Origin of the sequence: Microbulbifer agarilyticus, assembly GCF_001999945.1 — a bacterium.
GTDB classification, from domain to species: domain Bacteria; phylum Pseudomonadota; class Gammaproteobacteria; order Pseudomonadales; family Cellvibrionaceae; genus Microbulbifer; species Microbulbifer agarilyticus_A.
The window spans coordinates 2,746,162-2,765,515 of record NZ_CP019650.1 but is presented as its reverse complement, the minus strand read 5'-3'; the positions used below and the strand labels follow the sequence as shown (position 1 = coordinate 2,765,515).

Annotated in this window: 27 protein-coding genes; 21 read left to right on the top strand and 6 right to left on the bottom strand. The window is 55.2% G+C overall.

Annotated features, from left to right (window positions below):
• Window positions 1–70 precede the first annotated feature (70 nt).
• The 13 genes from Mag101_RS11445 to Mag101_RS11390 all read left to right on the top strand — a co-directional run bounded on the left by Mag101_RS11445 (window position 71) and on the right by Mag101_RS11390 (window position 10,092).
• The gene (locus tag Mag101_RS11445) at window positions 71–1,429 is read left to right on the top strand and encodes a YihY family inner membrane protein (protein WP_077404990.1); all 1,359 of its coding nucleotides are present in this window, start codon (window positions 71–73) and stop codon (window positions 1,427–1,429) included.
• Window positions 1,386–1,883 (top strand): TlpA family protein disulfide reductase, encoded by a 498-nt coding sequence (locus Mag101_RS11440; protein WP_077404986.1) that lies wholly within the window; start codon window positions 1,386–1,388, stop codon window positions 1,881–1,883. The genes Mag101_RS11445 and Mag101_RS11440 overlap by 44 nt, the downstream gene beginning before the upstream one ends.
• A 149-nt stretch (window positions 1,884–2,032) precedes the next feature.
• Complete coding sequence (locus Mag101_RS11435; protein ID WP_077404983.1) at window positions 2,033–3,391, top strand: L-cystine transporter; 1,359 nt, start codon at window positions 2,033–2,035, stop codon at window positions 3,389–3,391.
• 151 nt (window positions 3,392–3,542) lie between these two features.
• A complete protein-coding gene (locus Mag101_RS11430) occupies window positions 3,543–3,926 on the top strand; it encodes a hypothetical protein (protein ID WP_077404980.1) in 384 nt (127 codons plus the stop codon).
• 129 nt (window positions 3,927–4,055) lie between these two features.
• Entirely contained in the window at window positions 4,056–4,586 is a 531-nt protein-coding gene (locus tag Mag101_RS11425; RefSeq protein WP_077404977.1) for an RNA polymerase sigma factor, read from the top strand.
• Window positions 4,583–4,981: a hypothetical protein gene (locus Mag101_RS11420; RefSeq protein ID WP_077404975.1), complete on the top strand. Its 399-nt coding sequence runs from the start codon at window positions 4,583–4,585 to the stop codon at window positions 4,979–4,981. Before Mag101_RS11425 ends, Mag101_RS11420 begins: the two co-directional genes overlap by 4 nt.
• Window positions 4,965–5,279, top strand: coding sequence for a hypothetical protein (locus tag Mag101_RS18010; protein WP_198039981.1), 315 nt, complete (start codon window positions 4,965–4,967; stop codon window positions 5,277–5,279). Before Mag101_RS11420 ends, Mag101_RS18010 begins: the two co-directional genes overlap by 17 nt.
• Window positions 5,272–5,778, top strand: a complete 507-nt coding sequence (locus Mag101_RS11415; RefSeq protein ID WP_198039980.1) for a DUF3106 domain-containing protein — start codon at window positions 5,272–5,274, stop codon at window positions 5,776–5,778. The genes Mag101_RS18010 and Mag101_RS11415 overlap by 8 nt, the downstream gene beginning before the upstream one ends.
• Before the next feature lie 207 nt (window positions 5,779–5,985).
• Window positions 5,986–6,600: a glycine zipper 2TM domain-containing protein gene (locus Mag101_RS11410; protein ID WP_077404970.1), complete on the top strand. Its 615-nt coding sequence runs from the start codon at window positions 5,986–5,988 to the stop codon at window positions 6,598–6,600.
• 56 nt (window positions 6,601–6,656) lie between these two features.
• Complete coding sequence (locus tag Mag101_RS11405; protein WP_077404967.1) at window positions 6,657–7,076, top strand: PepSY domain-containing protein; 420 nt, start codon at window positions 6,657–6,659, stop codon at window positions 7,074–7,076.
• Between the two features lie 35 nt (window positions 7,077–7,111).
• Window positions 7,112–7,786 carry a response regulator transcription factor gene (locus Mag101_RS11400; protein ID WP_077404964.1) on the top strand — a complete coding sequence of 225 codons (675 nt, stop codon included), beginning with the start codon at window positions 7,112–7,114 and terminating at the stop codon, window positions 7,784–7,786.
• Between the two features lie 5 nt (window positions 7,787–7,791).
• Window positions 7,792–9,198, top strand: coding sequence for an ATP-binding protein (locus Mag101_RS11395; RefSeq protein ID WP_077404961.1), 1,407 nt, complete (start codon window positions 7,792–7,794; stop codon window positions 9,196–9,198).
• Window positions 9,199–9,321: 123 nt separating this feature from the next.
• On the top strand, window positions 9,322–10,092 hold the full coding sequence (locus Mag101_RS11390; RefSeq protein WP_198039979.1) for a polysaccharide deacetylase family protein: 771 nt from the start codon (window positions 9,322–9,324) through the stop codon (window positions 10,090–10,092).
• 30 nt (window positions 10,093–10,122) lie between these two features.
• Here Mag101_RS11390 and Mag101_RS11385 read toward each other — a convergent pair whose 3' ends face one another.
• From Mag101_RS11385 to Mag101_RS11365, 5 genes are all read right to left on the bottom strand, one after another.
• A complete protein-coding gene (locus Mag101_RS11385; RefSeq protein ID WP_077404955.1) occupies window positions 10,123–11,259 on the bottom strand; it encodes an MJ1255/VC2487 family glycosyltransferase in 1,137 nt (378 codons plus the stop codon).
• An 83-nt stretch (window positions 11,260–11,342) separates the two neighbouring features.
• Window positions 11,343–11,870: a phosphatase PAP2 family protein gene (locus Mag101_RS11380; protein ID WP_077404952.1), complete on the bottom strand. Its 528-nt coding sequence runs from the start codon at window positions 11,868–11,870 to the stop codon at window positions 11,343–11,345.
• Between the two features lie 137 nt (window positions 11,871–12,007).
• Entirely contained in the window at window positions 12,008–13,075 is a 1,068-nt protein-coding gene (locus Mag101_RS11375) for a saccharopine dehydrogenase family protein (RefSeq protein WP_077404949.1), read from the bottom strand.
• Window positions 13,076–13,121: 46 nt separating this feature from the next.
• Window positions 13,122–13,343: a DUF1653 domain-containing protein gene (locus Mag101_RS11370; RefSeq protein WP_010133025.1), complete on the bottom strand. Its 222-nt coding sequence runs from the start codon at window positions 13,341–13,343 to the stop codon at window positions 13,122–13,124.
• A gap of 36 nt (window positions 13,344–13,379) precedes the next feature.
• A complete protein-coding gene (locus Mag101_RS11365) occupies window positions 13,380–13,700 on the bottom strand; it encodes a DUF3301 domain-containing protein (RefSeq protein WP_232324999.1) in 321 nt (106 codons plus the stop codon).
• Between the two features lie 55 nt (window positions 13,701–13,755).
• Between Mag101_RS11365 and Mag101_RS11360 the strand changes: the two genes are divergently transcribed.
• From Mag101_RS11360 to Mag101_RS11325, 8 genes are all read left to right on the top strand, one after another.
• Window positions 13,756–14,451 carry an SDR family oxidoreductase gene (locus Mag101_RS11360; protein ID WP_077404943.1) on the top strand — a complete coding sequence of 232 codons (696 nt, stop codon included), beginning with the start codon at window positions 13,756–13,758 and terminating at the stop codon, window positions 14,449–14,451.
• 349 nt (window positions 14,452–14,800) lie between these two features.
• Complete coding sequence (locus Mag101_RS11355) at window positions 14,801–15,178, top strand: hypothetical protein (protein ID WP_077404939.1); 378 nt, start codon at window positions 14,801–14,803, stop codon at window positions 15,176–15,178.
• 150 nt (window positions 15,179–15,328) lie between these two features.
• The gene (locus Mag101_RS11350) at window positions 15,329–15,868 is read left to right on the top strand and encodes a class I SAM-dependent methyltransferase (RefSeq protein ID WP_077404936.1); all 540 of its coding nucleotides are present in this window, start codon (window positions 15,329–15,331) and stop codon (window positions 15,866–15,868) included.
• 107 nt (window positions 15,869–15,975) lie between these two features.
• Complete coding sequence (locus Mag101_RS11345; protein ID WP_157520324.1) at window positions 15,976–16,587, top strand: DUF6624 domain-containing protein; 612 nt, start codon at window positions 15,976–15,978, stop codon at window positions 16,585–16,587.
• Window positions 16,588–16,666: 79 nt separating this feature from the next.
• Window positions 16,667–16,915, top strand: coding sequence for a DUF6868 family protein (locus tag Mag101_RS11340; protein WP_077404930.1), 249 nt, complete (start codon window positions 16,667–16,669; stop codon window positions 16,913–16,915).
• Window positions 16,916–16,976: 61 nt separating this feature from the next.
• Window positions 16,977–17,447: a hypothetical protein gene (locus Mag101_RS11335; protein WP_198039978.1), complete on the top strand. Its 471-nt coding sequence runs from the start codon at window positions 16,977–16,979 to the stop codon at window positions 17,445–17,447.
• 84 nt (window positions 17,448–17,531) lie between these two features.
• Window positions 17,532–17,891 carry a hypothetical protein gene (locus tag Mag101_RS11330; RefSeq protein WP_077404923.1) on the top strand — a complete coding sequence of 120 codons (360 nt, stop codon included), beginning with the start codon at window positions 17,532–17,534 and terminating at the stop codon, window positions 17,889–17,891.
• Between the two features lie 46 nt (window positions 17,892–17,937).
• Entirely contained in the window at window positions 17,938–18,999 is a 1,062-nt protein-coding gene (locus Mag101_RS11325) for an alpha/beta hydrolase (protein ID WP_077404920.1), read from the top strand.
• Window positions 19,000–19,022: 23 nt separating this feature from the next.
• Here Mag101_RS11325 and Mag101_RS11320 read toward each other — a convergent pair whose 3' ends face one another.
• Window positions 19,023–19,334 carry a GIY-YIG nuclease family protein gene (locus Mag101_RS11320; protein WP_077404917.1) on the bottom strand — a complete coding sequence of 104 codons (312 nt, stop codon included), beginning with the start codon at window positions 19,332–19,334 and terminating at the stop codon, window positions 19,023–19,025.
• Between the last annotated feature and the right edge of the window lie 20 nt (window positions 19,335–19,354).

The following is a 19,354-nucleotide window of genomic DNA, read 5'->3' as shown; positions in this document are numbered from 1 at the left end:
AAGCGAGAGCGGATTTGGCAAGTGGTGTGGGGAGTCGTATGACAAGAGCTATAACAAATTGAGAAGACCCATGACTGAAATGGTGCACCGCTGGCGTCGCTTTTTTACCTCTTTGTGGACCGTGTTCAATGAAAAGAACTGCCGGCAGAATGCCGCAGCACTCACTTATATGACGCTGTTCGCGATCGTTCCCCTGGTGACCGTGAGTTATGCCATGCTGTCACTGTTTCCAGACTTTGCGGGTCTGGAAAGCAAAATCCAGCATCAGATCTTTTCTCATTTTGTGCCGGAAAGTGGGCGCGAAGTGCAGGAGTACATCGATAGTTTTTCCACTCAGGCTCAGCGCCTTACCGGTGTCGGTATTGGCATTCTGTTGCTGACCGCGGGTTTTTTGCTGAAAAACATCGAGACCACATTTAATGCGATCTGGGATATTCCCAAGGGCCGCCGCGGCGTTTCCAGCTTTTTACTCTACTGGGCAATTCTGAGCCTCGGGCCGATCTTGCTCGGTGCCGGCATGGCCGCCACCACCTATTTGTTCTCGCAGAAAGTGCTCGCGCACAACGACAGCCTCGGCGTATTGCCGGTAGTCCTGCGGGTGCTGCCCTGGGTGTTTACCGCTATCGCCTTCACCCTGCTGTTTGTAGCGGTGCCTAATTGCCGCGTGCCGCTGCGTCATGGCCTTGTCGGTGGTGTGCTCACTGCTTTTGCGTTTGAGCTGGCCAAGTATCTGTTTGGTGCCATCGTCGCGCGCAGTTCTGTTCAGGCGATTTACGGTGCCTTTGCCTTCGTACCGCTGTTCCTGTTGTGGATCTATCTGATGTGGATGATCGTACTGGCAGGATGTGTGCTGGTACGCACACTATCCGCCTACCACGCGGCGGCTCAGGGGCGAAATTACTCCGACTTGGTGGCAACCCTGTCTATTTTGTGGAAGTTCTTCTGTAACTATCAACAGGGACAGACCATCCGCGAGCAGGATATTTCACGCGCGGGTATTCGCCCGGCCCAGTGGCGGCGCATTCGCGAGGTACTGCAGGACAACCAGGTGATCGGACAAACCGATCGCAATGAGTTCGTATTGGTGCGCGACCTGGATTCCGTGACCCTGCAGCAAATGCTGGATTGGCTGCACCCGGCACCGGTGCCAGAGAGCGGCCACCGCGAGTTGGAAGTACGCCCCTGGTACCGCGAGGTGGAAGCGCGCTTCCGTGAGGCGAGAGACTTTTCCCGCGAGCACCTTTCCAGGAGCCTCGGCGACCTATTTCGCGAGTCGATGTCGCAAGAGGTTGTGGAAAAGAGCGTGGATACCAGTTTGACCCCTGCCGTCGTAGCCGGGGAAGAGGTCCCAGATAATAAATCGGTCAGTAAAGGGAGTGGCCGCAATGCGCGCAGCGGCAAGTCGTCGAGTAAAACAGCCAAGTCTTGAGCGGTTCCGCGCTCTTTTCCTGCTTATCGCAGTGCTCGCACTGGCCACAGGGTGTGGTGCGGGCTCCGGTGGCTTAGCCGATTTACACGGCAAACCGCTGGATACCTCGGGAAAAGTCCTGCTGGTGAACTACTGGGCGGAGTGGTGTGCGCCCTGTCGCGAAGAGATACCTGAACTAAACACCTTCTACGGCGAGCACCAAGACCAGGTGCTGGTGCTCGGGATAAATTTTGATCAGCCGCCAAAAGAAGAAATACAGCGGCAAGCGGACAAATTCGGTATCGCTTTCCCGCTATTGGCGGATGCCCCGGAAGGCCGCTGGGGTCAGGCGGTGCCACAGGTGCTGCCTTCCACCTTTATTATCGATCGTCACGGCCAGTGGCAGCGGACGTTAATCGGCCCGCAAACCGCAGAATCCCTAATGGAAGCTATCCAGCCCTACCTATCAGAGTAAGGGCGGAGCAGGGCGCGAGCATAGGCCGGCGCGTGTCAGACGCTTGCTTCTACCCGTATAACCAAAGCGTCTTTAAGGGACATACGCGCCGGCTGTTAGGATGCGCGCAAACTATTTTCCTTAAATTCGCAATCTGGGACTCAAAATAAATGCAATTGAGTGCATTTCTACTGCTGGCCTTCTACCTGTTCTTACTCTGGCCCCTGGCGCGCTGGCACCACAGCCGCAATTCGCTGGCCCCGGCGGTGTTTGCCGGGCTGCTGTTGGGGGTGTTGCTGGGTGGCCTGATGCACCTGGCGGAGGGCTGGGGCGTTAACACACCCTGGGTGCTCGACTGGGTCGGCCTGATTGGCAATGGCTACGTGAATCTGCTTCACCTGCTGGTGATGCCGCTGGTGTTGATCTCGATCCTCGCTGCGGTGGTCAAAGTGAGCAATACCGCCTCGCTCGGCAAAATCAGTGGGTCGGTGCTGGTGGTCCTCCTCGGCACCACCGCAATTGCCGCGTTTATCGGTGTGGTGATCGCGCACCTGTTCGGCCTGACTGCGGAGGGGCTGGTAGAAGGCTCCCGAGAAGCCGCGCGTGTGGATGTGCTGAATGAACGCATGGGGCGCGTGACGGACCTCAGTATTCCCGAAATCCTTACCTCGTTTATTTCCCGCAATATCTTTGCGGACCTCGCCGGCCAACGCGATACCTCGGTGATCGCGGTGGTGATTTTCGCGGTATTGATGGGGCTTGCCGCGCTGGCGGTGCGCCGGGAGAATCCGGAGCAGGGCGCTGCTATCGAACGTTTTGTTACCGTGGCGCAGGCCTGGATCATGAAGCTGGTGCGCCTGATCATGGCGTTTACCCCCTACGGCGTTATGGCGCTGGTGACAGCGCTGGTGGCCAAGTCCAGCTGGACGGACATCTTTAACCTGTTCAACTTTGTGCTTGCTTCCTTTGTGGCGATTGCGCTGATGTTTGTGGTGCATGCGCTCTTGCTGATGATCAACGGCATTAGTCCACTGCACTATTTCGCCACCGTGCTGCCGGTGCTGGTGTTTGCCTTCAGCTCCCGCTCCAGTGCTGCGACCATTCCGCTCAATGTGGAAACCCAGATCGACAAGCTCGGCAACTCCCCGGCCATTGCCAACTTTTCCGCGTCCTTTGGTGCCACCATTGGCCAGAACGGTTGCGCGGGTATTTACCCGGCCATGTTGGCGGTGATGGTGGCGGTGCCCATGGGGATCAATGTGTTTGACCCGGTGTGGCTCACCTCGCTGATCGCCGTCATTGTGATCAGCTCCTTCGGTATCGCGGGCGTGGGCGGCGGGGCGACCTTTGCGGCGCTGGTGGTACTGCCGACCATGGGCCTGCCGGTTCAGATTGCCGCACTATTGATCTCCGTCGAGCCGCTGATCGATATGGCGCGCACCGCGTTGAATGTGAATGGCGCCATGACCGCGGGTACCCTCACCCAGCGCTGGCTGGGGCCCAGCGTGGAGGTTGCGGAGGCCCGCTAAACAGAAAATTTCATCGATGTGTCAACCAATTGCGGTCTTGCACGTTTTGATAAGTGAACGACACAGGTGCGTAACGACGTTTCCACCTGGCATTTACTTACCGACCACTGATTACTGATCACTGATTACTGATCAAAATAGGGAACCATCGATGAAACGGATCAAGCAACAGATCGTCCTCCTGACCGTGACCGCCGCGCTTTCCAGCGTCGCAGCAGCAGATGCCAGCGACCGCCGCGCGGAGTACCTGGATAACAAAGGGGATCGCATCGAACAGCGCCTGGACAACAAGGGCGATCGCATTGAGAACCGCCTGGACAACAAGGGTGACCGGATAAACAACCGGCTAGACCGTAAGTCCGAACGCGCGGCAGCCAACGGCAAAGAAAAACGCGCGGCGCACCTCGATAAGAAAGGGGATCGCATCAACAACCGTCTGGATCGCAAAGGCGAGCGCGTCGACCATAAGCTCGATCGCAAGGGGCAGAAGGTGGACCGCCGGATGGACCGTCGCAGCGCAAGGGTGGGTAGCTAAAGCAACTCGGAGACTAGACATTGCGGCCCGGGGGTAGCGCGGGCCGCACCGCAATCGCATGATAATAACAAGCTTTCAGAATAGGCCTTTGCACGCAGGGTCTCCAGGCAAGGGGCCGCTGCACGCCGCATGGAACAATTTTTAGCCTCGGTAGAGAAGCGAGCCTTCTCCATGGCCGCTATGGCGGTGGGGAACCGTGACGATGCGCTGGATATTGTGCAGGATGCTATGTTCGCGCTGGTGCGCAATTACAGCCACAAACAGCGGGAACAGTGGCGCCCGCTGTTTTTTACCATTCTCAATAACCGAATTACCGATTGGCACCGCCGGCACAAGACCGTCTCGCGCTGGCAGCTTCTGCGGGAGAAATTTACCCGCGGCGATGAGGAGTCGGACGATGTGTTTGACCCGGGCGCACTGGAAGACCAGAGTGGCCCGAGGCCAGAGCAAGGTGTGTTTTCCGAGCGTGCTCTGGACGCAATTGAGTCCGCCGTCGGTCGCTTGCCCCCGCGGCAGCAGCAGGCATTTATGTTGCGCTGTGTCGAAGGCTTTGATATCTCGGAAACCGCTGCTGCCATGTCCTGCAGTAGCGGTAGTGTGAAGACCCACCTGTCCCGGGCGCTGGCTGCCCTGCGTGGACAATTGGAGGAAGTGCGATGACGTCGCCACAAGACAAGCCCAAGGCTGAATCGAGCGAGCACAACGATGCCGAATTAGCGGCAGGTGCGCGCGCAGCCATGGAGCGCCGCGAGCAATCGCTCGACGGCGAAACCCTGTCGCGCCTGCGTCGTGCGCGCTCTGCAGCACTAGATGGTGCGGCTGATACTTCGCGGCCAGGCTGGATGCTTTGGTTACCCACGGGGCTGGCCGGTGCCGCAGCGGTGCTCACGGTGGCACTGTTTGTCGGGCAGGAGCGTTCCAGCTCCCAGGGTGAGCCGGTAGATATGCTGGCCGATGCGTGGATTCTGAACGAAGACGCCGAGCTGGACATGATCGAAGACGTGGAATTTTACCAGTGGCTGGCAGAGGAGGCGCTGGATGGCCACTCGTCCTGAGTCGGGGGGTGGCAGGCGCCGCACTTCAAAGCGGATTCTGGCGTGGACTCTACCGGTTCAGCTGGTGATGTTGCCGTTTGCGTTTGCCAACGAACCCCTGGATGAAGACTTTTTGTTATTCCTGTCGGATTGGACCGACGATACCGGTGAATTCATCGCCCCGAGCGATGTGGAAGGCGTGTTGGAAAAGGAGCCTGCCCCGCCCAGGCCAGAGGTGGTCGATTTGGGCGAAGGTCGTGAGCAGAGAGAGCAAAGTGAACAAAGTGAGCAGGGTGAGCAGGGTGAGCGAAATGAGTAACGCCACAGCCAAACACACATCGAACCCCGTTTCCGGCACTCTGCGGAAAATCGGCTTCGCGCTGCTGTTGTTGGCCTCCTTTGCCGGTAGCGCCTGGGCCGACCCGGCCGCGTGGAAGGACTTGAGTGACAGCGAGCGCCAATTACTGCAGCGCTTTGAAGGCCGCTGGGACCAGTTCACCACTGAGCAACGCACCCGCCTGCGAGAGGGCGCGGCGCGCTGGGCGGGCATGAGTACCCAGGAGCGACAGCAGGCCCGCCAGGAATTTGGCCGCTGGCAGCGTTTGAAGCCCGAGCAGCGCCAGAAGCTGCGCGAGGCCTACGACCGCTTTAAAAAATTGCCGCCGGAAGAGCGCAAGAAAATCCGTGAGGCGCGCGAACGCTTCAAGCAGTTGCCGCCAGAGCGACAGCGCCGTTTGCGGGACCGCTGGCACAACATGACGCCAGAGCAGCGCCAGCGCTTCAAACAGCGCGGTGGCAAACGGCAGAAGCGGGGCTGATGCAGAAGGGACCAATAATAAGCGGGACCAATACAAGCGGGGCAAGAGGCCCCGCTTTTTTATTTCAGTTCAGGATCGATTCAGTCAGCACCTTTTAAAGTACTCCCATCGGTCGAATTGTTGGCCAAACAAAGATGCCTGGTAGTGACCAGATTCAGAATAGAGTCACGCCAGAGCACCACCGCTCAGGTCTAGGGAGTACGCAACATGGCATTAACAAACAAGTGGTTACAGCAGCTGGCACTGGTTAGTCTCACCGTGGTTCTTGTGGTGGTGAGTGTCCGCGCCAGCGCGGGTGATAGTGGCTATTACCCCGGTCCGCATACAGGACAGGACGGTTATGACTATGCCCCGGTCACCGCAGTGACGCCTATCTATAATGACGTGAATGTCGTCGAGCCCAGAACCCAGTGCTGGGACCAGACTGTCACCTATCAGCAGCCTTCTCCGGCCGGTGCCATCATCGGCGGCCTCGTAGGCGCTGCGGTGGGACGCAATGTAAGCAAGGGGCACAAGCACCACAAGCGCTATCATCGCCACCACCGTCGCTATCACCGGCACCATAACGGTAACAAGGCCGCGGGCATGGTTGCGGGCGCTGCAGTAGGCGCTGTCATCGGCAATGCCATCAGTCGCAGTCAGGCGCCGGTCCAGTACGGCACCCAGCAGCGCTGTCAGGTTGTCGAAGAAGTGAGCACGCGCCGGGAGTTGATTGGCTACGACGTTAACTACCGCTACAACGGCCAGGAATATCTGATTCGCACTAACCACCATCCTGGAGATAGAATTCGGGTTCGTGTAGACGTCACGCCGGTACTGTGATCAACGTCTGATTGTTATTCATCCACCGGCGCTATGGAATCGACAGGAGCAGAGCAGTGAAAGTCACTCGAGGTCCACAAGCCGCACAGCAAGTGAAAGGGGCCGTATCCATCAACTTCGCAGGGATGAAACTTGTACCGTTTGCCGTATTGGCTTGCTTAATACTGGCGACACTGGTGAGCGCGCCGGTGTCTGCGGCATCGGCTGTATCGCGAGAAATGTCACAGGCGGTACCGCAGGTTGCGAAAGTGCGACACCTGAATGTACAGCCGCTGGCCACGGTGCGGGTGCAGAACAAAGGCATTTCCAAAAATGAGGCCGCGGCCCTGGTGAAACGACGCTTTGGTGGCAAGATCCTGGCGATCAGCGAAGTACAGCGCAAAGGCAAAAGTATGTTCCGCGTGAAGGGACTTTCTGACAAAAGTCAGGTCTATGTAGTGTTCGTGGATCGACAGAGCGGAAGAATTTCTCGCTAACGCCATAACGAAAAATGCATTACTGAGGACACGCCATGCGCGCACTGCTGGTAGAAGATGAACACGCGTTGCGTGAACAGCTGGCGGCTTCCCTGCGCAAGGGGGGGTACACCGTCGACGAAGCGCCTGATGGCGAAGAAGCATTATATCTGGGGCGCGAATACCCCTATGACGTAGCGATCATGGATCTGGGTCTGCCGAAAATTGATGGTATCCAGGTTATTGAAACCCTGCGCAAGGAATCGCGGCATTTCCCCATCCTGATTCTCACGGCTCGCGGCCACTGGCAGGAGCGGGTGCGCGGCCTGGAGGCCGGTGGTGACGATTACCTGACCAAACCCTTCCATACCGAAGAGTTGCTGGCCCGGTTGAACGCACTGGTGCGGCGCTCCGCGGGTTTTTCTTCCCCTGTCATCAGTGCCGGCCCCATCGAGCTGGACACCAGTGCCCAGCGGGTGAAGGTTTCCGACAGCGAGCTGGACCTGACATCGTTTGAGTACAAGGTACTCGAATACCTGATGCTGCATCCGGATGAGGTGGTATCGAAAACCACACTCACCGAACATATCTACGAGCAGGACTGTGATCGCGACAGTAACGTGATTGAAGTATTTATCGGTCGCCTGCGTAAGAAACTGGATGCTGCAGGTGGGATAAAGCCCATCGAAACCCTGCGTGGGCGCGGTTACCGTTTTAGCCCGGTGAGCTGATTACCTTGCTGAATCGTCTCTCTGATATCCGCCAGTTCCTCTTGGGCTGGATACACTCCCTGTCTGGCCGTCTTTCGTTGATGGCCACTCTGGTACTACTGGTTTTTCTGGTGGTGCTTTCCGGTGTGCTGGAAAAGGCCTACCGTACCTCCCTGGATGAGGCCAAGGCGCGTGAGCTGCAGTTGCATATCTATACGCTGCTGGCGGTGGCCGAACCGGACGGTGACAACCTGCTGTTGCCCCTGAACCTGCCGGAGCCGCGCTTCAACCAGCCGGATTCCGGTTTGATCGGTGCGGTGATGGATGCCCGCGGCCGGGTTATCTGGCGTTCCCCCTCGGCACTTAGCCTGCCAAACTTTTCCGAATTACCGCTGCCGTTGCCACTGCGCCAGGGCCAGCAGGTGTTTGCGGAAATTCAGCTGCCGGACTCGACCGTGCCCTACAGCAGCTTTCGCCAGGGAATCGCCTGGGGGCTGGATAACGAGCTGCAATTTACCTTTGTGGTGCTGGAAGACGCCGGGCCGCTGCAGGCGCAGGTGTATCAATTCAACACCACCCTGTGGCGCTGGTTGGGTATCGGCGCGCTGGCACTGATCGCGGTGCAGCTCCTCGTGTTGCATTGGGGGCTGGCGCCACTGCGCCAAGTGACCAGTGCGCTGAAAAACATGCAGCGTGGGGGTGCCGATACCCTGCAGGGCAAATTCCCCAAAGAACTCGTGCCCCTGACCGATAACCTGAACCTGCTGATAGAAAATGAGCGTCGCCAGCGGGAGAAAACCCGCCATACGCTGGGCGACCTCGCGCATAGTTTAAAAACGCCACTGGCGGTGCTGAAAGGCATGGATGTGGCCGGCAACCCGCAGGCCGCACAGCAAGCGCTTGCGGAGCAGGTGGAGCGCATGGACGGGATTATCAGTTACCAGCTGAAGCGCGCGGTGGCGACGTCGCCCAAGTCCATCTTGCGCGGCGTGGCGGTACAGCCCATGGCAGAGAAAATTCTCGCAGCACTGGATAAAGTCTACCGGGATAAAACCATCGATGCGGAACTGTTGTGCGATCCTTCCGTACTGTTTTATGGCGATGAAGGGGACCTGATGGAAATGCTGGGTAACCTTCTCGACAACGGTTACAAGTATGGCGGTGGCAAACTGCTGGTCAGCGCGAAGAACACCGACGACCGCCGCGGTCTGGAAATCACTATTGCCGATAACGGTCCGGGTCTTAGCGAAGAACAGTGGCAACAGGTGGTTCAGCGCGGTGTGCGGGCCGATGAACAGCAACAGGGGCAGGGCATTGGACTTGCCGTGGTTGTTGATATCGTGGAGAGTTACCACGGCAGTATTGCCATCGCCTCGCCGTCGGACGCTGCCGATATGGATCTCGGTGGGCTCACCTTGCGGGTCACGCTTTAACCCGTTCAGTCAAAATAAAACAAACAGGAAGTTTGTATGTTCTTGAAACGGTCATGGAAGGCTTCTCGGCAGCTACTTTTAGTCGCTTTTCCCATTGTTGTCTCGTGCTGCGCAGTACTTTTGGTGCCGGTTTCTCAGGCCGGTTCTGGGGCTGCTTCCCCCTGGCCCGGCGGTGCGGAAGTTGCCGTGGTGCTGTCCTACGATGATGCGCTCGATTCACACCTGGACGTGGCCATCCCGCAGCTCGACAAATACAAACTGCCCGGTACTTTTTATCTGAGCGGTGCGCGCCCCTCGGTACGTATGCGTCAGCACGAGTGGCGCCGTGCCGCGCAAAACGGCCACGAACTCGGCAACCATATGCTGTACCATCCGTGCCGCAAATCGGTGGCTAACCGTAGTTGGGTGCAACCATGGCAGGATCTGGACAAGTACACCCTCACGCAATTTGTGGATGAGGTGCAGGCCACCAATACCATGCTCAAAGCCATCGACGGTGAGGACAAGCGTACCTTTGCCTACCCCTGTGGTGATATGACCGCGGGAGGTGAGGATGTGGTCCCGGAGCTGAAAAAACTGGTAAGCGCCGCGCGGTTATTTTCCGTCGACGGGCAGCACTATCCGGACAACAAAGACTTTTACCGAATAGCCTCGTTTGATGGTGCAGAGAAAAGTGCGGACCAATTAATTGCCGTGGCGGAAGCAGCTCGTGAAAACCACAGCCTTGTGGGCTTTTTGTTTCACGGTGTGGGTGGGGACTATATCTCGGTTGCCGAGGAAGACCACCGTGCACTTCTGCAACACCTGGCGGCCAATCCGGAGCGCTACTGGGTGACGACAATGCGGGAAGCCGTTGCGCGCCTGCAACGGGAACAAGTGCGCAACCAGCGTTAAGCCGCGTTGTGCGACAACAGGGGCACCTGCTCAGGTGCCTTCACTGCCCTCGATACCTTCCACATCTTCCACACCTTTGACATTGTCCGCGTCCACCGCTGCACTGCTGCCTTGCACTTCTGTTTCGGCACGGCGCTGCCCTGGAACCACACCCTTCCACAATCGTTTGGACAACTCTTGTGGTGTGTCAGAGCGGCCTTCTGAAATCCACTGCACGATAGCGTGCGCCACATCTGGCCAATCGATACGTACGCCTCTTGGTTGCTCTTCCAGCCAACGACCAATAGTGAGCGCATCGATATGTTTTACCACCCTGGCCAGTTGCAGTTCTTGCAGGGCCATCGCGTTGGCCTCTTGCTCAAACTGGCCCTTGAGCGGCCGGGTCAAAATTGGTTTACCCAGCGTCAGGGTCTCGGCAATCAATTCAAAACCACTGTTACAGATAATCGCACGCGCCGTGGCGACATCGTGGCGGAACCCTTCTATCGAGGGCGCCTTAAGAGTGATGTTGTCGGCTTTGGGTAGATCGGTAGGTAGACCGTAGACAATAAATTTCTGCGGCAATTGCTTCAGTTCTTGTAACAGCGGCAGTGCATGTTCAAACGGCAGATACACTAGTACATGGTCTTGCTCTGCCGGTACGGCCCCTTCATGGGCGTGGGCAATAGGCGGCAAGATCGGCTGGCCAAAATGGTACCAGTGCATGCCGAGGCCCAGGGGCACCGGAGCAAACAGTTTCATAATGGCGCGGGGCAACCAGCCAAAGGCGGGGGCAGGAATGGCGTGATCAAAAGCATACTGGTGCCCCAATCCGATACTTGGGCACTTGCGCTTTTTCGCCGCCCAGGCAGTGACCGGCTCAAAGTCACTGATAACCAGATCAAAATCGTTTACTGGGAGCTCGCGAATGTCTTTCAGCAGCTTGCGTAAATCCAGTTGCCTGGCGGTGGCGAGCTGATCGATCTTGCCTTCCTTATGCACGAAGGTGAGCCCTTCACGCCACCAGTAATCACCAAAAGCGTCCATCGCGAAAAGCTTCTCCGGTGGGCGGCCAGAGAACAGCCATTGAACTTCCAATTCCGGAAACTGCTGGAAGGCCTCCGCCATGGCCCGGGCCCGTGAAATATGGCCGTTACCAGTACCTTGAACGCCGTACAGAATTTTCAAATTGCTTCTCCGATAGGAATTGCGATGGTATGCAGTGTTTTGAGGTGTCTTGTGCTTGGTTGGTCAAACGTGGCGCGCGGCACTTATAGCAGTGATCCGGCGACCGTAAGTCCCACACCGGTACCGAGCAGTGCACCGGCAAACACATCGGTCGGGTAATGTACGCCCAGTCCGACACGGGAAGTGCCTACTCCACCGGCCCAGAGGTAGCCAAGGGCCCATAATGGGTGCAGGCACTGGGCCAGCATGGTCACAAACAGGAAGGCACCGGAGGTGTGGCCCGATGGCAGGCTGAAGCGGTCGTTGGCAATAACAATGGATCGCAGACCGGGAATCGATTCCGGGGGCCGGTTACGGCGGGTGGTGTTTTTGATTGTCCAGTAGAGTGAGCGCTCTATGACGAAGGCCGCACCGCAGACCGTAAGGAACTGCAGCGCCGCTTGCAGGCTCACAATCGCCACTAGCAGCGGCGATGCCAGATAGAGCCAGCCGTCCGCGGAGCGGGACAGCAGCAGGTAATTTCTACGGGATGCCGGTCGCGCCGCGCGCTCTGCCATACGCAGGACCAGCGACACATCGACGGTTTTTAGGGTGATAGGTAAGCTTCGCATACGGTAAAAGTACGAAGCCTATGTTGCGCAGACTTGAACAAAATGTGTCAGGTCTGTGAAATCTACAATCGTTGGTGGCGTTTTGGTGAGGAGGGAAGAGAGGGCGCCACGCGAGTGGTGGCGCCGTAGGTACAGATCTAGTCGATGGACATTTTGATCGCGCCGGAGCCTGGTAGCTTCTCGACCAGTTCGTGGCCACACAGTTTCGAAGGGGTGAAATAACCTCCGTTACCGGTGTAGCTCAGCAGATGCTCCAGTACCGCCAGTGACCCATGCACGGTAACGTCGTACCCGTTGGCGGTGACCACGCGGCCCACCCGACGCTCGCCGCGGCGGTCGTTGCGGACTTCGCCCCACACCCAGGTCTGTTGCTGGGAGCGCTGTGACTCGCTGGGGCCGCGGACCTTCTCGTCTACCTTGCCCTTCATCCAGTTCTGTACCCACTTCATACGCAGCAGCCAGCGGAATGCGTTCAGCTTCTGCATTTTCTTGGCCCGGCGCGGGCTCATAGGGATATACACCTCGATATTCGGGATCTCGGTGGAATAGTAGGCGGTAGCCACATCACCCCAGGGGATGGCAACGGCGAACTTCTCTCCACGCCCGAAATTGATCTTGCGGGTCAGCTCGCCATGAGGCGTTACCTCGATCTTGCCATTGCGACGCACCGCACCGCCCACGCCGAGGCTTTCGATCGAGGTCTTGGCGGTACCCGGGCTGAGGCCTGAATCCGAGTCAAACCCCAGAGTCAGGTGGGTGGCACTGTTCATTTCTTTATGCAGCGCCGCCGCCAGGCAATCGGTGGGAATGACATCAAAGCCGGTGCCCGGGCACAGCACCACGCCAGCGTCACGCGCCTCGGCGTCCATCCCGTGGGCCATCTGATACACAGACATTTCGCCGGTGATGTCCTGGTAGTGCGTGCCATTGGCAATGCAGGCGCGCATCATGGGTTCGGCGGTGGCGGAGAAGGGGCCGGCACAGTGGATCACGACGGCAACATCCTTCAGCGCGTGTGCCAGGGCTTCCTCATCGTCCAGAGAGGCCGCAATGGCGGGCAGGCTCAGCTCGTTTGCCAGCGGTTGCAGCTTGGCGGCACTGCGGCCGGCAAGAATAGGCTTCAGCCCTTTGGCCACGGCCTGACGGGCGATGAGTTCGCCGGTGTATCCGTAGGCGCCGTAAATCAGGATTTGTTTGTTGTTCACCGAGAGTCCTTATTGTCTTTATTTGGCGAGGGCCGCAATACCGAAGTCAATCAAGCGGCTTTTCCAGGGCAAAGCGCGGGAATGTCTTACCGTCTTTGGTTACGGTTTCTGCAAACATGGCCAGGGGACGCGCCCACACACCAAAGTCATCATACAGAGCGCGGTAAATAGCCAGTTGTTCCCCGGTTTCACTGTGGGTGGCAATTTCCATCAGGTGGTACAGATTGCCCTTGTAGTGCCGGTAGATACCTTTCTTGAGTGATTGCATGGGGTTCTCTTGTTTGTTTTTTCACCGGCTCGAGGATTAGTCGAGGTGAAAGGGCGAGAGCTGGATCTGGGTAATACGCTGGCCGTGCAGTACCGCAAAACCCTCGTAACGGCGCTCGCCGGTCGAGGTGAATTCGAATTCGTAACGGCGCTGAATGCGCAGTTGGCCGTGGCGGTCGCGCTTGATACGTGTGCGGTCCAGCATCACCGTATCATCCAGCAGCTGAACGCCGGTTTTCATACAGTGATCCTTAACAATCTTGCGCACCCGGTCCTTGGCCGCCATACCAGCCCAAAAATACCAGGCGGGCAGTGCCAGTAAAAAAATCCAGATCAAATCGCCAAGCGAGTAATACATAACATTTGCAGTTGCTATTATCGAACCGGGCAAGAATACCACCACAGGAGTCAACATGTCTGGCACGATTCTCATCACCGGTTGTAACCGCGGCATAGGCCTCGAAATGGCCCGGCAATTTGCCAAAGATGGTTGGAAAGTGATCGCTACCTGCCGCAACCCGTCTGCGGCGTGGGAGCTGAGCGAGCTGAACGAATCCTATGCAAACCTGGAAGTGCACACGCTAGATGTTACTGACTATGCGCAGTTAGCAGACCTGGCGCAGAGCCTGCAAGGGCGCGCACTGGATATTCTGGTGAGCAACGCCGGCTACTACGGGCCGAAAGGCGTGACCTTCGGCCATGTCGATGTGGATGAGTGGCGCAAGGTGCTCGAAATCAACACCATCGCCCCCTACAAACTTGCCGAGGCCTTCTACCCCAATCTGGCGGCTGGCCAAAATAAAGTTGTTGGAATATTGAGCAGTAAGGTAGGCAGTATTGCCGATAACCAGTCAGGCGGCGGTTACATGTACCGCTCCTCCAAGACTGCGCTGAACCAGGTAGTAAAGAGCCTTGCGATCGACCTAAAAGAGCAGGGGATCAAGGTTGTTGCCCTGCACCCGGGCTGGGTTAAAACCGAAATGGGTGGCCCCAATGCGCTGATATCTACTGAGGAAAGCGTTACTGGTATAAAAAGTCTGCTCCTTAATGCCAGCGCGGAAAGTAGCGGCCAGTTCTTTAATTATGATGGATGCGTCATTCCCTGGTGACCATTTGAATATCCGTGTGTGGAGCAGCTAATTTCAATTGTCAGTCACGCTATTACTAATCCAAATATGACCAATATAGATTCGGTATTTCGGTCGTTACGACTACTATCTCCAGCGAGATATGCGCGTTCTTCTAAAAGACTATTCAATTCAATAAGTTAGAGCGATTGGGCAAATCGGGGATAGTAGTCGTGATGATCACTTTTGCAAAACAGCTGTGACTGAGATCGAGCGGCTAAGTGTTTGAGTTATATAGGCTTTAGCTAAGAAGTTACCTTGAATGTCGCTAGGAATAGTAGGCATGAGATAGTAGTCTTTGGGACTACGATTAAAATGTTAACTCATTTACATGAACGAAATCCTTGCGTTATTCGGGCCATTCTTTGTAGGGCTATTTATCTATATCAAGGAATTTGGCCTGTCATGGGCCCAGGTTAAGCAAGATTTTGGGATTGTTGAATTATTTGCAACTGCGGTGATGATAGGAAGTACGGTCTATTTGTTCACGCACATAGAAAGATATGATTGTGAATCGTGTATGCGGTCACCTTACATGCGCTCGCTGTTTGAAATAGGTTTTGGATATGCCGCCACGCAATTCCATGTCGCTTTTTCTGGCATGGTGTTTGATGATCTCGCGTCAAGAATGAAAAGTGCGGTTATAGCAATTTTGGGGTGGGGCGTTATGCTATTTGGTATGTTCACCTTACACGGGTATTTGAGTTAACAAGGCCGGGCAATTTGCTCCGGGCCTGCGGCCCTCCGCGGGACAGCTTACATTGTGCACATTTTGCGCAGGTCGCTACGCTCCCATTATTGCGCAAAACGCGCACAAGGCAAGCTGCCCCTGCCGGCGGCGTTATGCACTGAATTTAGTATGAAATCTGACTACAACTGGCTGGACAGCTGGGCAAAAGAGGTGAGGGGGAGGTCAGTTCTAGAGCTGGGTGCAGGTACCGGTATAGATACGCAAATTCTTAGGTCTATTTCGAGTAATCTGAAAGCGACCGATTTGGTGAAAAATGATCTGTTAAAAATTGAAGAGCTGGATCATAGTGAGCCCTTGCCCTATGAATCGAATAGCTTTGATGTGGTCGTAGCAAGTCTTTGTTTACATTACTTTGGATGGAGTAAAACTGAAGAGATAATATCCGAAATATACAGGGTATTGACGCCTGGTGGTATGTTGTTAGGCCGAGTGAACTCGAAAAATGATATCAACTACGGAGCAACTGGTTACCCTAAGCTTGAATCGAACTTCTTCAGTGTAAATAATCAGTCTAAGCGTTTCTTCGATAAATCTGACTTACGTAGGCTTTTCAAAAAGAAGTGGGATATCTCGTTCCTTGAAGAAAAGACGATAGATCGCTATAGCATGCCAAAAACTATCTTGGAGTTTGCGGCTGTTCGTGCATAGCATTGGGTATCCCTGTCGCGCGAGTTAATTGGAAGTAAAACATTTTCAAGCATACGCTATATTTTTAGACCATTCTGAGCTGAAAATTCACGTATTTCGGGGGGATGATGTTTCGAGTCATATTCAAAGTTCTATCTTTACTGTTCTTTTCCTATTTGTCTTTCGTCACAGTTAGTATTGCTTCTGAAGGTGAGCCCTTAAAAGATAAACTCCTCGCTATGTATGAGGCGGATCAAAAGCACCGTGCAAAATTGCAAGAGGTTGTAAGGAAGTACGGGATGGACTCAGAAGAGCTGCGGGCTCTTTGGCAACGTCAGTACAAAGTGGATGTTGAGAATCTCGCGCAGTTGGAAAAGATTATAGATGAGCATGGTTGGCCTAAGCGCAGTAAGGTGGGAGATAAAGCAACGCAGGGAGCATTTCTGGTGTTGCAGCATGCTGATCTGGCTTACCAGCAGCGTTATATTGGACTTGTCCGTGCGGCGGTAGCGAATGGTGATTTTTCCGGGGCATCGCTTGCGTTACTCGAAGATAGGATCTTAATGGGCGAAGGAAAAAAGCAGCTGTACGGAACACAAGTTACCTCTGGTGAAGATGGTGCGCTCGAACTTTGGCCGATAGAAGATCAAGAAGGCGTCGACGAGCGTCGCGCGGAGCTTGGTCTTCCTCCTATGTCAGAGTACCTGCGACGCTTCGGTCTGGAATATAGCTTTCCGTGACTTCAGTGATTACCCTTACACTCTATGAGCAGTGGTATTTCAGTGGTTTCGTTTCGCGTCAAATATACGAGGATGAAAAATGATCACTCTATCTCAGGTAACAACGATTCTCGGTTGGGCCTCGCTGCTCAATATTGGCTATCTGCTACTGGCCACAGGCATGGTGTATCTGATGAAAAACTTCATCAAATCCGTCCATGGCAGTATGTTTGACCTTGGGGATGCGAAGCTCTCCGAGGCATACTTTAGTTTCCTGGCGAACTTCAAGATCGTTACGGTAGCATTTTTTATTGTTCCATACCTCAGTTTGAAGGTGATGGGATATTAGTAGTTTTGCGGGTGGCTAAGGTTTTTCTGGCGGCGCCTGGCGGTGGATTTGATTAGGAGTAATGATGGGACTGACGTGGGACAAGAGCCTTGTAGCGGGCGGCAACGACGGTTTGCTTGGCGATGGTGTTGAGTTTGAGGTGTTCTCGTCGGCGAGTGAGGCGGAGGAAGAGCACTCGCTGAATACCGATATGATAGAGGCCCTTGATTACGCTCTTAGCTTTCTGGACAAAAACGTTAAGGATGAATCCCGCTTCTTTTTAATTGGATGGGACGCCGCCAGTTCGACGCTTATGCTTTCGGTTACGGATGATGCCAAACAGCTGGATTCTCCGGTTGTGGTCAGATGTCACTTCGCCGGTCTGAGTCGAAAACTGGCGTCTGATTCTCAGCGAGAATTGGCAGTTGAAGCCTATAAGGAGAATGTCAGATTCTGGTGTAAGGAGCACTTGTCCACCAGTAGCGCATTCACACAGTATTCTTTGATCGCGCTCTTTGTGGATGAGGACAGGATGCGTGCCGGACTGCTTTAAGCCCTTGGGTATGAACGGGCACTGGATGGATTGATTGCCGGATCTTGGAGTAGCGGCAAACCAAAGAACACTCGGATAGGCCCTATGAGTATAACTATCGCGTTACTGTGTTTGATTGTGATTGGCGTGTTGGATGGCTTCGCGAGCCAGTACTTCTACCCTGGAGTGGGCTTTCCGCCCACTTCCTTGTGGTTCTCTCTGGCGATCGCTTTCGTGGGGTTTGCTTGGTATGTCCGGGATTCAAATCTACGAAAGTACAAGCGCAATATCTTTTTGAATATTTGCATTATCGGGTTCGGGCTTATCGCATTGCCTTATTACTTTTTCCGCAGCCGCGGATTAAAGGGCGGATTACTTGCTACCTTGGTACTGCTATTAGTGTTGGTCATCTGGACGATCGCACTAATGAGCGGAGAGCAAATAGCGCTGCTTCTGCAGAAATGATTGTCTACTAAGCGGCCATTATCCTTTCGCTAGGATTCCCATTGTTATGGAAAAACCGGATCTTCGTCTGATGAATCCCAGTTTACGCAGGGTGATTGCCGGTGTGTTGGCGAGCTTCTATCCGCTCTCATTAACGGCAGGTACAGAAAGTGTGTTTGCCGATTGGCCAGTAGAGGCGCGGAATAAGGTAGGCAGCGCTTATCCCGACGTATTGAAGTCATCGAGCCTCGTAGAAGAGGCTTTTTTGTGGCCGCAGGATGCAGAGGTTCTTCAGGACGGGATAGCTTTAATCTCCCTAGATAGCTTTGCGAAAAGCAATCCGCACTTGGTAATTACGCATCCCAGCTTGCTGGTGTACCCAGCCAAGCAAGCAAAGTCGAAAAGGCCTGCGGTAATCGTTTTGCCCGGTGGTGGCTATAAGGGTGTGGCAATCGGTAGCAGAAGTACGCTTGGAGCCAATGGTGAGGCGGTATGTGCATGGCTGAATAATGCCGGCGCCACCTGTATCGTGCTTAAGTATCGTGTGCCAAATTCGGGGTGTAGTTGGAATGCGCTGGCCAAGAGGCACGATACGCCGGCAGTACCTATGGCGTTACAGGATGCGCAGCGAGCGGTTTCCTATCTCCGCCGAAACGCATCAAAGTACGCTATCGATCCCAACAGAATTGGCGTTATGGGCTTTTCAGCCGGTGGTAACCTCGCTGTGCTTGCCAGTACTGCATTCAAGCGTCGTGCTTATTCTCTTATCGATCAGGCTGACTTGGTAAGTAGTCGGCCAGACTTTGTGGTTGCAGTTTATCCCGGGCATATGACGATGGAGCACAAGAATAAAAAGCCCAAAGCGCTCGCGGCGCAGGAATTGAACTCTGATATTGTGATTTCAGCGGATATTCCGCCGACGCTTTTGGTGCATGCGAAGGACGATTCGGTGAACCCAGTACATTATTCACAAGTATACAAACGCGAACTTGCTCAAGCGGGTGTGAAGGTTGACCTGCTTCTGTATGAATCGGGCGGACATGGATTTGGCGTTAAGCCCCAAGGGGAAGACTCTGACCAGTGGCGGGAAGATGCGCTGCGCTGGCTTACAGAGATGAAGTTTCTCTGATCGATCGTGCCTGAACGCCTTCCTTAATCCACTTGCGCAACACCCTGATAGTCCTTACCCAGATACTCAGCCAGAAAGGGCGGCCCGCGACGAATCAGTTGTTCTTTTCGCGACTTCGGCCAGCGTTTGATTTCCACTTCCAGTTTCAGTGCATCGGACTTACTGCGCATGGCGCACTGAAATTCGAGGCTCAGCGGTCCGCGCCCACGCAGGGCCTTGGCCGCTTTGGGGCCACCACTGCTGTGTTCCTCAAAGCGTCGCTCCACATCGCGCGTGACCCCGGTATACAGGGTGTCGCGGTTGGTGCGAATGAGATAGACAAACCAGCCAGACAAAAAAGATTCCTACTCGTATA